2 protein-coding genes (1 of these 2 only partly in view) are annotated in these 17,188 nt (G+C 64.0%); both read right to left on the minus strand.

The features are described from left to right. Window positions 1–4,758, minus strand: partial view of a non-ribosomal peptide synthase/polyketide synthase gene (locus N8H71_RS14855; RefSeq protein ID WP_262194559.1) — the beginning only. 8,787 nt of this gene lie to the left of the window's left edge; 4,758 of the gene's 13,545 nt are visible here — the first part of the coding sequence; its start codon is at window positions 4,756–4,758; its stop codon lies beyond the left edge, outside the window. After that, window positions 4,758–17,087: a non-ribosomal peptide synthetase gene (locus N8H71_RS14860; RefSeq protein WP_262194560.1), complete on the minus strand. Its 12,330-nt coding sequence runs from the start codon at window positions 17,085–17,087 to the stop codon at window positions 4,758–4,760. Before N8H71_RS14860 ends, N8H71_RS14855 begins: the two co-directional genes overlap by 1 nt. Between the last annotated feature and the right edge of the window lie 101 nt (window positions 17,088–17,188).

Raw genomic sequence — 17,188 nt, forward strand, 5'->3', positions numbered from 1 at the left:
CTGCGGTGCACGTTCGGCTTGGGCTTCGATCAGCGTGTGCAGGCAGCGCGCGCTCGGGAAATCGACGGTAGCCGGGTTCCATTGCAGCAGCGTGGCCTGATACTCGGCGGCGTCATGCAGCGGCAGATCGGCGATGCGTTGTCCGGCATCGGCGACAATGCCGTTCAGCAGGTTGAGCCAGTGCCCGGACAGGCGGGTAATGGTCTCGCCATCGAACAGATCGGTGGCGTAGGTCAGTTCGGCCCAGACGTTGTCCGTCGATTCGAACGTATTCAGGGTCAGGTCGAACTGAGCGGTGTTGGAAGCCCAGTTCAAGCCTTCGATGGCAATCTTCGGCAGGCGGGTTGCGCCCTCGGCCTGCCGCGCCTGGCTCTGGTGGTTGTGCAGCACCTGAAACAGCGGACTGTGGCTCAGGCTGCGTTCCGGTTGCAGCGCGTCGACCAGTTGCTCGAACGGCAGATCCTGATGGGCCTGAGCGCCGAGTACGGTGTTTTTCACTTGCTGCAACAGGCTGCGGAAGGATTGCTGGCTGTCGAACTCGGCCTTCAACACCTGAGTGTTGACGAAGAAGCCGATCAGGCCTTCGGTTTCGACCCGGTTACGGTTGGCCACCGGCACGCCGACGCGAATGTCGGCCTGACCGCTGTAGCGATGCAGCAAGGTCTGGAACGAGGCCAGCAACAGTGCGAACAGCGTGACGTTTTCCCGTTGCGCGACCTGCTTGAGTGCACTCGCCAGTTCGAGGCTGAGCGCAATGTCCTGGCGCGCACCGCGATAACTTTGTTCGGGTGGGCGCGGACGATCGGTCGGCAGCTCCAGCAACGGCTGGTCGCCGTCACCCAATTGCGCGGTCCAGTAATTGAGTTGACGCTCGCGCTCGCCGGCGTCCATCCACTGCCGTTGCCACACGGCGTAGTCGGCATATTGCACCGGCAACGTCGGCAACTCAGCCTCGCGGCCCTGACTGTAAGCGGCATACAGCGCGATCAGTTCATTGACCATCACGCTCATCGACCAGCCATCGGAGACGATGTGATGCAGGGTGATGACCAGCGCATGGTCATCGACGGCCAGACGCAACAGCTTGACCCGCAGCAACGGGCCTTGCTGGAGATTGAACAGGTGCAGGGTTTCTTCCGCGACCAACGCTTGCAGCGCCGCATCATCCAGATCGGCCGCGACGTTCTGCACTTGCAGATCCAGCGCCCCCTGGGACTGGATCACTTGCAGCGTCTGGCCCTGCTGTTCAACGAAGCAGGTGCGCAAGGACTCATGACGGGCAATCAGGGTTTCGAAGCTGCGCTGCAACGCTGGCAGATCCAGTTCACCGCGCAGGCGCAGTGCCGATGGAACGTGGTAAGCAGTGCTGGTCGGTTCCAGTTGCCAGAGGAACCACTGGCGTTCCTGAGCGTAAGACAGTGCCAGCGGTTGCAACCGCGACAGCGGCACGATTGGCGGTTCCTGATGAGCCTGCTCGACACCGAGTGCGGCGACGAAATCTTCCAGGGTGCTGTGTTCGAACAGCGTGCGCAGCGGCACCTGCACGTTCAGCGCCTGACTTACCCGCGACACCACCTGGGTCACCAGCAGCGAGTGACCGCCGAGCTCGAAGAAGTTGTCGCTCAGGCCCACACGGTCCAGCTTGAGCACGGTTTGCCAGATTTCGGCGACGGTGTGCTGGGTGGCGGTCTGCGGTGCGACGTAGGTCAATTGCAGTTGGCTGGCGTCGGGGGCCGGCAAGGCCTTGCGGTCAACCTTGCCGTTGGGGGTCAGCGGCAGTTGCGCGAGGAACAACAGGTGCGCAGGCACCATGTATTCTGGCAGCTCGGCCTTGAGGCTGGCCTTGAGCGCGGCGCGCAAAGTGGCCTCGCCTTCAACGTCGAGCACCTCGCTGCTGGCCGGTACGACGTACCCCACCAGTTGCGGGCCGGTCGGGCCGTCCTGGGCGACCACCACCGTTTCGCGGACGCTGTCCAGCGCCAGCAGGCGGGCTTCGATCTCACCCAGTTCGATCCGGAAACCGCGGATCTTCACCTGATGGTCGATCCGCCCGATGTATTCGATCACGCCCTCGGCGCGATAACGGGTCAGGTCGCCGGTGCGGTACAGGCGTTCGCCGTTTTTCGAGAACGGGTCCGGGACAAAACGTTCGGCGGTCAGCGAAGGACGCTGGAAGTAACCCCGGGCCAGGCCGTCGCCACCGATCAGCAGTTCGCCCGGCGCGCCGAGCGGATTGAGCTCAAGGTCGCTGCCGAGGATGTACAGCGCGGTGTTGTCGACAGGCGTTCCAAGGAACGGACGGCTGTTGTCCGCACTCAGCGCATGTTGTGCCGACCAGATGGTGGTTTCGGTCGGGCCGTACAGGTTCCACACCTGCGGCGTCAGCGCCAGCATGCGCCGGGCCAGCTCTTGCGACAGCGCTTCACCGCCGCACAGGAAGGTGCGTCCAGTCAGGATCGCAGCGTGTTCATGGTCGAGCAGCATGCGCCAGGTCGAAGGCGTGGCTTGCAGCGTGCTGACAGCGTGACGTTCGATCAGCTCCAGCACCGCTTGCGGGTCCTGATGCACATCCTTGCCGGTCAGCACCACGCAGGCGCCGGCCAGCAACGGACCGTAGATTTCCAGGCCGAAAATGTCGAACGAAAACGTGGTCAGCGACAGCATGCGGTCAGCAGCGGCGATCCCCGGTTGCTCGACCATGCTGGTGACAAAATTGCTCAGGGCTGCATGGCGCACCATCACGCCTTTCGGCTTGCCGGTGGAGCCCGAGGTGTAAATCGTATAGGCCAGGTGTTCGCCGTCGACTGCAACCTCCGGCGCGGTCTGTGGATAAGCCGCCAGCCAGTCCTGTGGCTGGTCGAGCAACAACGTTTGCACACCCGCCGGGATCGGCAGTTGCGCCAGCAAAGGGGATTGGGTCAGCAGCAGTTGCAGACCGCTGTCTTCGATCATGTAGGCCAGGCGATCTTCCGGATACGCCGGGTCCAGCGGCACATAGGCACCGCCGGCCTTGAGGATCGCCAGCAGGCCGACAATCATTTCGGCGCTGCGCTCGACGGCAATGCCGACGAGACGATCCGGGCCGACACCGGTTTCGATCAGCTTGTGCGCCAGTTGGTTGGCACGGCTATCGAGTTGCGCGTAAGTCAGCACCTCCTCGCCAATGATCAGCGCGGTGGCGTCGGGCAACTGCTGCGCCTGCGAGGCAAAGCGCTGATGCACGCAGCCGGCCTGCGCGCTGTGATCGGCCTTGCGGAACCAGTCCTGTAGCAGCACGTCATGTTCTGCGTTTTCCAGCAACGGCAATTCGCCGATCCGCCGGGTTGGCGCGGCGACTATACCTTGCAGCAGGTTCTGCCAGTGACGCGCCAGTCGCTCGACGGTTTGCGGCTTGAACAGGTCGGTGGCGTAGGTCAGTTCGGCCGCAAAGCCATCGCCGGACTCGTAGGTGTTCAGGGTCAGGTCGAACTGTGCGGTACGACCCTCCCAGGCCACGTCTTCGACGCTCAGTTGCGGCAACTGCGTCTGACCGGCCTGATCGCGGCTGCTCTGGTGGTTGTACATCACCTGGAACACCGGGCTGTGACTCAGGCTGCGTTCTGGTTGCAGGGCTTCGATCAATTGCTCGAACGGCAGATCCTGATGGGCCTGGGCGGCCATGGCCGATTGCTTGACCTGCGCCAGCAACTGATTGAACGGCAGTTGCCCGCTCACCTCGGCATTCAGAACCTGAGTGTTGACGAAGAATCCGATCAGGCCTTCGGTTTCCACCCGGTTACGGTTGGCGGTCGGTACGCCGACGCGGATCTGCGACTGGCCGCTGTAGCGGTGCAGCAAGGCCTGAAACGACGCCAGCAACACCATGAACAGACTCGCGCCTTCGCGCTGGGCCAATTGCTTGAGAGCATCGCCGAGCCCGGCGGGCAGGCTCAGTTGCAGCCGTGCACCGCGCAGGTTTTGCACGGCCGGACGCGGGAAATCGATCGGCAGTTCCAGCACCGGCTGCTCGCCGTCCAGAGTCTTCACCCAATAGGCGAGTTGCCGTTCGCGCTCTCCCGCTTCCAGCCAGTGGCGCTGCCAGATCGCGTAGTCGGCGTATTGCACCTCGAGCGCCGGCAGGCTCAACGACTCGCCCGCCGTGTCGGCGGCGTAATGCTGGATCAGCTCGTTCACCAGCACCTTGATCGACCAGCCATCGGAGATGATGTGGTGCTGGATCAGCACCAGCACATGATCGTCGTCCGCCACTTTCAGCAGCGACACCCGCAACAACGGACCCTGCTGGAGGTTGAACGGGCGGGCGGTCTCGCTTTCGACGAAAGCCTTGATGTTCGCCTCCACCGCGTCGCCGTCGATGCCCGCAGGCAGCGACTCGACAGCAATGGTCAGCGCCATCTGCGGGTGAATCACCTGGCAGAAACTTTCGCCCTGCTCGACGAACGTGGTGCGCAGGCTTTCATGGCGCGCCACCACGGCATTGAAGCTGCGCTCCAGCGCCGCCACATCCAGCCGGCCCTTGAGGCGCAAAGCACTGGGAATGTGATACGCGGTGCTGTGCGGGTCCATCTGCCACAGGAACAACTGGCGTTCCTGGGCGTAGGACAGCGGGATCGCCTCGAAGCTTGAGCGAGTCTCTGGAATCGGCAGGTTGGCCGGCGAGACGCCCTCTTCGAGCATCTTTTCCAGGTAGAGCTTACGTTTGTCCAGCGGCAGAGTGATAAAGCGCTTGGCAATCCTCAAAGCAACACTCGTGTCCATCAGACTTCCTCCATATCGTCAAGCAGGGCTTCCAGCTTGTTCAGTTTCTGTTCGTTGATTGCCCCGCCTCCTGTATTGAGGTGAGCGACAAAGTCGCTCAGGACAGGGTGCTGGAATAACAACTGCGGCGTCAGCGTCAGGCCCAGTTCGAGGGCGATGCGCGAAACCACGTTGACCGCCAGCAGCGAGTGCCCGCCCAGTTCGAAGAAGTGATCGTTCAGACCGACGCGTTCCACGGTGAGCACTTGCTGCCAGATAGCCGCGACCTGTTGCTCAAGCTCACTCTGCGGCGCGACGTACGCGGCCTGCATCTGGCTGGCATCCACCGCTGGCAGGGCCTTGCGGTCGAGTTTGCCGTTGGGGGTCAGTGGCAACTGCTCAAGGAACAACAGGTGCGCGGGGATCATGTAGTCAGGTAACGAAGACTTGAGGCCAGTCTTTAGTCCGTCGCGCTGTTGGCGTTGCGCTTCGCTGTCGTGCAGGTCCAGTGACGGAACCGCGACATACGCCACCAGTTGCGCCCCGCCCTCGACCTCGATGGCCAGCACGGCCGCTTCGCTGACGCCAGGTTGCGCCAGCAGCCGCGCCTCGATTTCACCCAGTTCGATCCGGAAACCACGGATTTTCACCTGATGGTCGATCCGGCCCATGTACTCAAGCTCGCCGTCCTCGCGCTGGCGGATCAGGTCACCGGTGCGGTACAGGCGTTCACCGATGCCCGAGAACGGATTGGGCACGAACTTCTCGGCCGTCATCGCCGCTTTGCCCAGGTAACCGCGCGTGACGCCGGCGCCCGACAGGTACAACTCGGCAGAAACGCCCTGCGGCACGATCTGCAGATCCGCATCGAGCGAGTAGCTGGCGCTGTGATCCAGCGTCCGGCCGATACGCGCCTGGCCACCGTCGGTGCGGCGGGTCCAGGTCGAATAAGTGGTGTCTTCCGACGGGCCGTACAGGTCGTAAACGTGCGCAAGGTTCGGCTGTTGGTACAGCGTGTCCACCAGCGATTGCTTCAGCGGTTCACCAGCGAGGTTGATGATCCGCACGCCCGACGGAATCTGCCCGGCGCGTTGCAGCGCATTGATTGCCGACGGCACGGTGTTGATCAGGCGCACCTGATCCCGGGCCGGCAGTTGCGGCAACTCCAGCGCGTTGCGGGCGATGATCAGCGACCCCCCATTGGCGAGAGTCACAAACAGCTCCCACACCGACAGGTCGAAGCACACCGACGTCGAAGCCAATACGCCCTGAATGTCGTCGCGGCTGTAGACCTTGGCCGACCAGTCGATCAGCGCCATGACGTTGCGATGGGCAATCGACACGCCCTTCGGTTGACCGGTGGAACCGGAGGTGTAGATCACGTAGGCGAGGTTGTCCGGGGCCACGGCGGTTTGCGGGGCGTGAGTCGGATAAGCTTCCAGAGCCACTTGATCCAGCAGCACCACTCGGGTTTCGGTCGGCACGATCAGGGTCGCGGCGACGGCCTGTTCGGTCAGCAATACCCGCGCACGGCTGTCTTCGAGCATGTAGGCCACGCGGTCAGCCGGGTAATCCGGGTCGAGCGGCACGTAGGCACCGCCAGCCTTGAGTACCGCCAGCAACGCGACGAGCAACTGCTCGGAACGCGGCATGGCCACACCCACTCGCACCTCCGGACCGACCCCGAGCTCGATCAACTTGTGCGCCAGGCGGTTGGCCAGGGTATCCAGTTCGGCGTAAGTCAGACGGGTGTCGGCGAAAGTCACGGCCAGGGCATCCGGCTGGGTGGCGACCTGACGGTCGATGCCCTGGTGGATGCACAGCTCGGTGACGAAGTCGGTTCTGGCCGGCTGCCGATCCTGTGCATTCAGGCTCAGTTCACTGAGCGAACGTTCACCGGCCTCGGTCATCTGGCCGAGCAGGCGCTGCAAGTGCTCGCCCAGTTGCGCCACGCTCGCCTGGGCGAAGCTGTCGTGCTGGAAGCTGAAATGCACCGACAGTTGTGCGCCCATGTTCACCAGCAGGGTCAGCGGATAGTTGGTCTGCTCCTGATTGGCCACCGTACCGAAGCGCAGGCCTTGCGGCGCGCCGCGTTCCAGCGCTTCGGCAATCGGGTAGTTCTCGAACACCATCAGGCTGTCGAACAAGGCGTCACCGCCCTGCCCGGCCCAGCTTTGAATCTGCGCCAGCGGCGTGTGTTCGAACTCGCGCAGCGCCAGGTTCTGCGCCTGCACGCTTTGCAGCCAGCCGGTCAGGCTCTGATCCGCGCGCGGCTCGGCAATCACCGGCAAGGTGTTGATGAACAGCCCGATCTGCTGCTCGGCCCCCGGCAGGTCTGCCGGACGTCCGGCGACGGTGGCGCCGAACGCCACGCATTGTTTGCCGGTGTAACGCTGCAACAGCAACAGCCACGCGGCTTGCACCACGGTGTTGACGGTGACTTTCGAGGCCCGGGCGAATTCGCTCAGACGACGGGTCAGATCCACATCCAGCACTTGGTAATGATCGCCGTAACCAACGCTCGGCAGACCACCAACCGGACGTGCAATCGCATCGCTCAGGCGCGTCGGCTCCTGCAGGTTGTTCAATGCCGCCTGCCAGTAAGCCTCGGATGCAGTCGCATCCTGACGCTGTAGCCAGGCGATGTAATCGCGATAGCGACCGGTCGGGCGCGGCACGTGCTCGCCGCTGTAGTGTTGCAACACTTCGCCAAGCAACTGCGCGCTGCTCCAGCCGTCCATCAGGATGTGATGGTTGGTGTAGATCAGGTGGTGACGATCCGTCGCCGTTTTCACCAACACCAGTCGCAACAGCGGCGCACTGTTCAGGTCCAGACCCAGGGCGCGTTCCTCATCGGCCAGGGTTTGCAACGCGCGGTCCAGATCGGCGCGGGCGCTCCAGTCGAGGACGCTGAACGGCACCTCGACCTGACGCTGCACCACTTGCACCGGTTGCGGTAAATCGCCCTGCCAGAAGAACCCGGTGCGCAGAATGTCATGGACATCCACCGCCGCTTGCCACGCCGCACGGAAGCGCTGCGGATCGACGCCGTCAACGTCCAGGCGCATCTGGTTGATGTAGTCGCCGTTGCCGTGTTCGAGCAGTGTGTGGAACAGCATGCCCTGCTGCATCGGCGACAGCGGGTAAATGTCATCGATGCCCTGCGGCTCCAGCAACAGCGCATCGAGCTGCGCCTGGGACAGTTGCGCCAGCGGGAAGTCCGACGGCGTCACACCACGGTTGGCGGAGTCGCAGCAGTGGCGAATCAGCGCCGTCAGTTCCTGCACATAGTCATCGGCCAGACGCTGGATGGTCGCGGTGTCGAACATCGCGCCGCTGAAGGTCCAGCTCAGGTCCAGCTCACCGCCGAACACCTTGCCGTTGAGCGCCAGCGGATTGCCCAGCGGGCCCTGCATATTGACTTCAGCACCGCCAGCTTCAGCGGTCGGCACGAACAAGGCGTCGTCGCCAGCATCGAAACTGCCGTCGAACTGGCCCAGGTAGTTGAAGGTCAGGCGCGGTGCCGGCAACGCTTGCAGCGACTGCCGTGCCGCGTCATCGCCCAGATGCGCGAGCGCACCGAAACCGATGCCTTTGTTGGGGATCGCGCGCAGTTGTTCCTTGATCTGTTTCAGCGATGCGCCCGGTTCGGCGGCCGGCGCAAGACGGGCCGGGAACACACTGGTGAACCAGCCCACGGTGCGGGTCAGATCGACGCTGTCGAACAGGTCCTCGCGACCGTGACCTTCGAGCAGGACCAGCGCACTGTTGTCACCGGTCCAGCGCGTCATCACCCGCGCCAGCGCGGTCAGCAGCAAGTCGTTGACCTGGGTGCGATAGGCCGTCGGCGCTTCCTGCAACAACTGACGGGTGAGAGTTTGGTCCAGTCGGCTGCGGATGGTCAGCGCCTGATCATGTTGCTGCCCACCGTCCGGATGGTCATACGGCAACGCCGCCGAAGCGCCCTGCAACTGCTGTTGCCAAAAGCCCAGTTCAGCCTGCAACGCCGGGGTGGCGGCGTAGTCCTGCAACGCGGCCGCCCAGGCTTTGACCGAGCTGGTGCGGGCCGGCAATTGCACGGCGGCACCGGCAGCGATCTGCCGGTAAACGTTTTGCAGGTCTTCGAACAGAATCCGCCACGACACGCCATCGACCACCAGGTGATGCACGATCAGCAACAGCCGCTGACTGCCGTCGGCGAGGTTCGCCAGCACCGCGCGGATCAGCGATCCACCGCTCAGTTGCAGGCTGCGTTGCGCTTTCTCGCCCAGCGCTTCGAGGGCGGCGAGGTCTGCAACGTCGACAGTCCACAGAATCGTTTCGCCGGCCTTGGTGGCGATGTCGCGGTACTGCGCCGACCAGCCTTCGGCCTGTTCAGCGAAGTCCAGACGCAAACTGTCGTGATGCATCACCAGCGCATCCAGCGCCTGCTCCAGCACTTGAGCGTCCAGTGCCTGGGTTGGCTTGAGCATCACCGACTGGTTCCAGTGGTGACGGTCAGGAATCGCGTCGGCGAAAAACACCTGGTGAATCGGCAACAGTGCGGTGCTGCCGGTGGCCGGTGCCTGATCGATCAGCGGCAATGCGTCGCCGGTCTGCACGACCGTGGCCAAGGCCTGAATGGTCTGGTGCTGGAACAAGTCTTTGGGGGTGAAACGAATCCCGGCCTGACGCGCGCGGCTGACCACCTGAATCGAAATGATCGAGTCGCCGCCCAGTTCGAAGAAGTTGTCGCTGATCCCCACCTGCCCGAGCTTGAGCACCTCCTGCCAGATCGTCGCCAGTTGCTGCTCCAGCACGCTCTGCGGCGCGACATAGGTCTGCTGCAACTGGCTGACGTCCGGCTTGGGCAGGTTCTTGCGATCGAGCTTGCCGTTCGGCGTCAGCGGCATGCGTTCCAGACGCAGCACGTAGGCCGGCACCATGTGGGCCGGCAACGAGGCCTTGAGCTGTGCACGCAGGTCTTCGGTGAAGTCTGCGCGGGTCGAATCGCCTACCACATAGGCCACCAGCCGCTTGCCACTGCCGGCGCTGCCTTCCTGGGCCACGACCACCGCTTCGCGCACGCCGTCGAGGGCTTGCAGCGCGGCTTCGACTTCGCCCAGTTCGATACGGAAACCGCGAATTTTTACCTGATTGTCGATGCGATCCAGGTAGTCGAACGTGCCGTCGACGCGCTGGCGAACCAGGTCACCGGTGCGGTACAGCAGACCGCCGGTGGTGCTGAAAGGGTCGGCGACAAAACGCTCGGCCGTCAGCCCCGGACGGTTCAGATAACCCCGCGCCAGCCCCGTGCCGCCGAGGTACAACTCACCGGCCATGCCTTGCGGCAGCAGGTTCAGATCGGCGTCGAGCACATAGGCACTGCGGTCACCGATGCGACTGCCGATCGGCGCGTACGCGGCACCGCACGGCACCTCGCGGCCGGCCTTCCAGATCAGCGGCGTGACCACGGTTTCAGTCGGGCCGTAGCCGTTGATGATGTAGTCCGGATCGAGTGCGCGTTTGACTCGTTCGAAACTGGCGCTCGGCACCGCATCACCGCCGAAGCAATAGATGCGCACCTTCGGCGGATTGCCCTCGCGCTCGGCGTGTTCGGCCAGTTGTTGCAGGTACACCGGCGGGAACGCGACCACAGTCACGCCGTGTTCGCGCATGGCGTTGTAGGTCTGCTCCGGGGTCCACAGGCTGTCGTCGCGGATCAGCAGCGAAGCGCCGTGGGTCAGGCTGGTCAGCCAGCGTTCATGGGCACCGTCGAAGGCGAACGACATGAAGTGGAATTCGCAGTCGCTGTCGCGCATTTCGTAGCGCTGGCCGATGGCCTGGCAGTGCATTGCCAGCGGGCCGTGAGCGACGCTGACGCCTTTCGGATTGCCGGTGGAACCGGAGGTGTAAATCACGTAGGCGAGGTTGTGCGGATCGAGCTGCACCGATGGCGCGCTGATCGGCCACTCGCGCAGGTCAAGGCGATCGAGTTCCAGCAGTGGCACCGAATCGTCGACCGGCAGTTGCGCCGCCACCGACGAATCGCTGAGCAACAGCGCCAGCCCCGAATCCTCGATCAGGTACGCCAGACGCTCGCGCGGATAACTGGTGTCCAGCGGCACATAGGCACCGCCGGCCTTGAGTACCGCCAGCAGCGCGACGATCACCGCTTCGCTGCGCGGCAACGCCACGCCGACCCGGGTCTCCGGGCCGACGCCACGAGCGATCAGGGCATGGGCCAGTTGATTGGCACGCTGGTCGATCTCGCCATAGCTGAAGTGCCGGCCATCGAAGATCACCGCCGTACGTTGCGGACGCTCGGCCGCCAGCGCAGCAATGCGCTGATGCACGCCGATGTCCACCGGGTACGGCTGAGGCAGGTTGTCCGCGTGTTGCTGCGCGTGCTCTGCCGCATCGGCCAGGGCGATTTCACCGAGGTTGCGTCCGGCCGACTCAACGAACTGCTCCAGCAGGTGCAGCAAGTGTGCGTCGATGTTTTCGATGACCGCCGGGGCAAACTGGCTGCGCTCGAAGCTGTAGTGCAACGCCAGTTGTTCTCCCAGCGTCACCGCCACGCTCAGGCCGTAGTGGGTCTGCTCAAGGTTGGCGACATCGCCGAACACCACGCCCTGGCCCGATCCCTGTTGCAGGGCCTGGGCAATCGGGTAGTTCTCGAACACCAGAATGTTGTCGAACAAGGCTTCACCGCCCTGCCCGGCCCAGCGCTGGATGTCCGCCAGCGGCGTGTGCTCGAAGTCGCGCAACCCGAGGTTCTGCGCCTGAACCGCTTGCAGCCAGTCGCCGACCGTCTGATCCGGACGCGGCGTGCCGATCACCGGCAAAGTGTTGATGAACAGACCGACTTGTTGCTCGATGCCCGGCAAGTCCGCCGGACGCCCGGCCACCGTCGCGCCAAAGGCCACGGTTTCGTGACCGGTGTAGCGTTGCAGCAACAGCAGCCACGCCGCTTGCACCAAGGTGTTGACCGTAACTTTCTGCTGGCGGGCGAAGGTCTCCAGTGTTTGGGTGCGCTGCGCATCCAGAGTCTGGAAGTGATCACCGTGTCCGCTCAGGTCATCGCTGGCCGAGGCCACGCGCGCCAGGCGAGTCGGCTCTTGCAGCGCGGCCAACTGACCGTTCCAGAAGTCCTCGCTCAACTGACCGTCCTGACGTTGCAGCCAGGCGATGTAATCGCGATAACGCCCGCCACCGCTGGCCGGCGCACGACCGCTGTAGCGTTGCAGGACTTCGCCGAGCAACTGCGAATTGCTCCAGCCATCCATCAGGATGTGGTGATGGGTGTAGATCAGGTGCCACTGATCGGCGCCGGTCTGCACCAGCACCAGTCGCAGCAACGGCGCCTGGCTCAAATCAAAGCCCTGCACGCGCTCGGCATCGGCCAGTGCCGCCAGGGCTTGTGGCTGATCGTCACGCTCGCGCCAGTCCAGCGCGGTGAACGGCAGCTCAAGGTGTTTGTGAACGATCTGCAACGGTTGCTGCAAATCACCCTGCCAGACGAAGCCGCTGCGCAGAATGTCCTGGGCGTCCAGCGTCGCTTGCCAGGCCGCGCGGAAACGCTCGGCGTCCAGGCCCTGCACATCCACACGCAACTGGTTGACGTACTCGCCCGCCGCTTGCTCGTAAAGGGTGTGGAACAGCAGGCCCTGTTGCATCGGCGACAGCGGATAGAGGTCGTCGAGCTGACCGGCCGGCACCGGCAAACCATCGAGTTCGGCCTGGGTGATGCGGGCCAGCGGGAAGTCCGACGGCGTTGCCTGCGGCAGTGCCTGATTGCAGCAATGTTCGATCAATGCGTCGAGCTCGAGCGCGTATTGATCCGCCAGATGCTGCACCGTCGCGGCGTCGAACATCTCGCGGCTGAAGCCCCAGCTCATCGCCAGTTCGCCGCCGTAGACCTGACCTTCAACGGTCAGCCAGTTGGCCAGCGGCGCGGACGGATCCTGGGCGGTGCCGCTGCCTTCGGTGGACGGCACCAGCAGCGCCGCCTCGTCGAACTGACGGTCGAACTGCCCCAGGTAGTTGAAGGTGATGCGCGGCGCCGGCAGGACCGCCAGCTCGGCACGCACCGACGGCGCGGCGAGATGGCGCAGCACGCCATAACCCAGGCCCTTGTCCGGCACGGCGCGCAGTTGTTCCTTGACCGATTTGATCGATCCGTCGAGGTCGTCGCTGCTGGTCAGGTTGACCGCGAACAGGCTGGTGAACCAGCCCACGCTGCGGGTCAGATCGATGTCATCGAACAGGTCTTCACGGCCATGGCCTTCCAGCTCGATCAGCGTGCCCGGCTGCCCGGTCCAGCGGCGGATCGTGAGGGCCAGCGCGGTCAGCAACAGGTCGTTGACCTGGGTGCGATAGGCCGCCGGGGCCTGTTGCAGCAATTGACGGGTGCGCGCGGCATCCAAGCGCCATTCGATTTTCTGGCCATGGATGTTTTGCAGGCTGCCTTCGGGGCGCTCGCACGGCAGGTCCACTGCACCGTGATGCTGGGCTTTCCAGTAATCCAGTTGAGTGTCGAAGCGCGATGCTTCGGCACTCAGGCGTGCAGTCCAGGTCTGGAATGCACTGGTCTTGGTCGGCAATTGAACACCGCCGCCCGCCGCCAGTTGCTCGTAGGCCTGCTGCAGATCTTCCAGCAGCACCCGCCACGACACGCCATCCACCACCAGGTGATGAACGATCAACGCCAGCCGCTGGCTGCCATCGGCCATGGCCACCAGCACGGCGCGCAGCAGCGGTCCGTTTTCCAGGTTCAGGCTGCGCTGGGCGGCGTCGCACAAGGCAGTCAGTTGCTCGGCGGTTTGCGCTTCGCGCTGCCACAGGTCGGCGGTTTCCACCAGCGACCCGTGGGTTTGCCGCCAGCCTTCGACGCCTTCGACATAACGCAGGCGCAAGGCATCGTGATGGTTGATCACATGCGTCAGCGCAGCATCGAGCCATTGCGCGTTCAGCGGCTCGCGGGCGGTCAGCAACAGCGACTGGTTCCAGTGCTCGCGGGCGTCCATCGCGTTGGCGAAAAACGCTTGCTGGATCGGGCCCAACAATGCGTCACCGGTCACCGGCCCCTGATCCACCGAGCTGTTGTGATCGACTTTGGCGACCAGTGCCAGGCTGCGCACGGTCTGGTACTGGAACAGGTCGCGCGGGCTGACCCGAATCCCGGCCTGCCGCGCACGGCTGACCACCTGAATCGAGATGATCGAGTCACCGCCCAGTTCGAAAAAGTTGTCCTCCAGACCGACGCGCTCGATCCCGAGCACGTCCTGCCAGATCGCCGCCAACGCAATCTGCATGGCGTCCTGCGGGGCAACGAAAGCCTGCTGCGGCGCGGCGTCCGGTTGCGGCAGGGCTTTGCGGTCGAGTTTGCCGTTGGCGGTCACCGGCAACTTGGCCAGGGTCATCAGGTAGGTCGGCACCATGAACTCCGGCAGACTGCCGAGCAGCCAGGCCTTGACGTCCTGCTGCCATTGCTCCGGCGGATTGGCGCCCTCCAGAACCAGGTAACCGACCAGATGCTTGCCGCCCTGCACCAGCACCACGGCTTCGCGCACCAGCGGGTGCTGCATCAGGCGGGTTTCGATCTCGCCCAGTTCGATGCGCAGACCGCGCAGTTTCACTTGGTGGTCGAGTCGACCGAGGTATTCGATCACGCCGTCGGCGCGCTGACGCACGCGGTCACCGGTGCGGTACAGGCGCTCGCCGTCATGGAACGGGCACGGCACGAAACGTTCGGCGGTCAGCCCCGGACGACGGTGATAACTGCGCGCCAGCCCCGCCCCGCCGAGGTACAACTCACCGGCCACACCGCTTGGCACCGGCAACAGTTCGGCGTCGAGAACATGGGTGCGCAGGTTGGCGATCGGCTGGCCGATCGGCACGCTGTCGGCGCCCTCATCGACACAGGTCCAGTGAGTCACGTCGATGGCCGCTTCGGTCGGGCCGTAAAGGTTGTACAGACCCGCCGCCGGCAGTCTGGCGAAGACTTGAATCTGCGCGTCCAGCGGCAAGGCCTCGCCGCTGCAGACAATACGCTTGAGCCCGGTGCATGCCTCGACGCCCGGCTCGTGAATGAACGCCTGGAGCATCGATGGCACGAAGTGCAGCGTGGTGATGCCGTGACGGTTGATGGTGTCGATCAATTGCAGCGGATCGCGATGCACACCCGGCGCCGCGACCACCAGACGCGCGCCGGTCAGCAGCGGCCAGAAGAACTCCCAAACCGACACGTCAAAGCTGAACGGGGTTTTCTGCAACACCGCATCGCTGCCGTCCAGACCGTAGGCTTCCTGCATCCAGCACAGCCGATTGACCAGCGCCGCGTGGCTGTTGCCGGCCCCCTTGGGTTTACCAGTGGAGCCGGAGGTGTAAATCACATAGGCCAGATTCAAAGGCTCGACCAGCACGTCGGGACGGCTGGGGCTGTAGGCGTCCAGCCAGTCGGCCGGCTGATCGAGGGTAATGACCGTCACGCCCTCGGTCGGCAATCCCGAGACCAGCGCGCTCTGGGTCAGCAGCAAGCGGATGCCGCTGTCCTCGACCATGTAGGCCAGACGCTCCTGCGGGTATTCCGGATCGAGCGGCACATAAGCGCCGCCAGCCTTGTGAATCGCCAGCAGGCCGATGACCATTTCCAGCGAACGCTCGACACAGATGCCGACCAGGCTGTCCGCCTGAACGCCCTGCTCGCGCAGCAAGTGCGCCAGACGGTTGGCTCGGGCATCGAGTTCGGCATAGCTCAGGGTGGTGTCGCCGAAGGTCAGCGCCGGGGCGTCCGGCGTGCGCGCAACCTGCGCTTCGATCAGGTGATGGATCGGCTGATCGACCGGGTACTCCACCCGGGTAGCGTTCCAGCCGTGCACCAGAGTCTGCTGCTCGTCTGCCTCCAGCAACGGCAACTCACCGATGCGCTGCGACGAATCGTCGACCATCGCCTTCAGCAGTCGCGTCCAGTGCCGCGCCATGCGCTCGATGGTGGCGGCGTCGAACAGATCGCTGGCGTAGGTCAGTGCGGCGTGCAGCTTGCCACCCTTCTCGTAGGTGTCCAGGGTCAGGTCGAACTGAGTGGTGCGGCTCTGCCAGTCGAGGCTGTCCAGCGCCAGGCCGGACGCGGTGCTGATCGTCGTGATGTCGGCGACCTGCGGCTGGTGGTTGTACATCACCTGGAACAACGGCGTGTGGCTGAGGCTGCGCTCCAGTTTCAAGGCTTCGACCAGACGCTCGAACGGCAGATCCTGATGGGCCTGGGCACCGAGGGCGGTTTCCTTGATGGCGCGCAGCAGGTCATCGACCCGGGTCTGCCCGTCCAGTTGCGTGCGCAGCACCTGGGTGTTGACGAAGAAACCGATCAGCCCTTCGATTTCCCCACGATTGCGGTTGGCGATCGGCACGCCGACGCGCAGATCGGTCTGGCCGGTGTAACGGTGCAGCAGCGCATTGAACGCGCCCAGCAACAGCATGAACAACGTCACCTGATGCTGCTGCGCGGTGTGGCGCAACTGGTCGGCCAACTGGCTGTCGATCGCGAATTCGTAACGGGTGCCGCGATAACTCGGCATCGCCGGACGCGAGTGATCCAGCGGCAGTTCGAGCACCGGGTGCTCGTCGCCCAATTGTGCCTGCCAGTACGCCAGTTGCCGGGCCTGCTCGCCGGCTTCAAGCCAGCGGCGCTGCCACAGGGCGTAATCGCTGTACTGGATCGGCAGCGGCGCCAGTTGCGGTTGCTCACCGGCATCGAAGGCGTCGTAGCAGCGGATGAACTCGTCGATCAGCACGTTCATCGACCAGCCATCGGAAACAATGTGGTGCAGGGTCAGCAGCAGCACGTGCTCCTGCTCGGCGAGCTTGAGCAGCGTGACGCGCAACAACGGGCCGACTGCCAGATCGAACGGCAGCACCGACTGCTGCTCGGCGGCGCGGGTAACTGCCTGCTCGCGCTCGTCAGCGGGCAATGCGCTGAAATCCTCGTGGGCAATCACCAGCGGCGCCGAGGCCGGCACCTGTAACAGGCTGTCGTCGGCCTGGCGCTGGAACACTGTGCGCAGGGTTTCGTGGCGCTCCACCAATCGGGCGAAGGCTTGTTCCAGCGCCAAGAGGTTCAAGCGGCCAGTCAGGCGCACCGCCCCCGGCAGGTTATAGGCGCCGCTCTGCGGATCAAGCTGCCAGAGGAACCACATGCGCTGCTGCGCGTAAGACAACGCTTGACGATCCTCGGCCTCGATCCCGGCGGGAATCGGGAAACGGGCGAAATCCACGCCCTCCTTTTGCAGTGCCGCCAGGAACATCTGGCGTTTTTCGAGAGGCAACCCGATAAACCGGCGAGCGAGTTTCAAGGAGTCTTCTGCATTCATTTCTTGGCATCCGGATCAGTAGGCAGGCAGCACAAAGGCGCGTCGTCCCTATAAAACGAATGCAGACCGGAAAAATTAGCGATTGAGAAGAAGTGTCAGAA

It is taken from the genome of Pseudomonas koreensis, assembly GCF_025447595.1.
Taxonomy (GTDB): domain Bacteria; phylum Pseudomonadota; class Gammaproteobacteria; order Pseudomonadales; family Pseudomonadaceae; genus Aquipseudomonas; species Aquipseudomonas koreensis_H.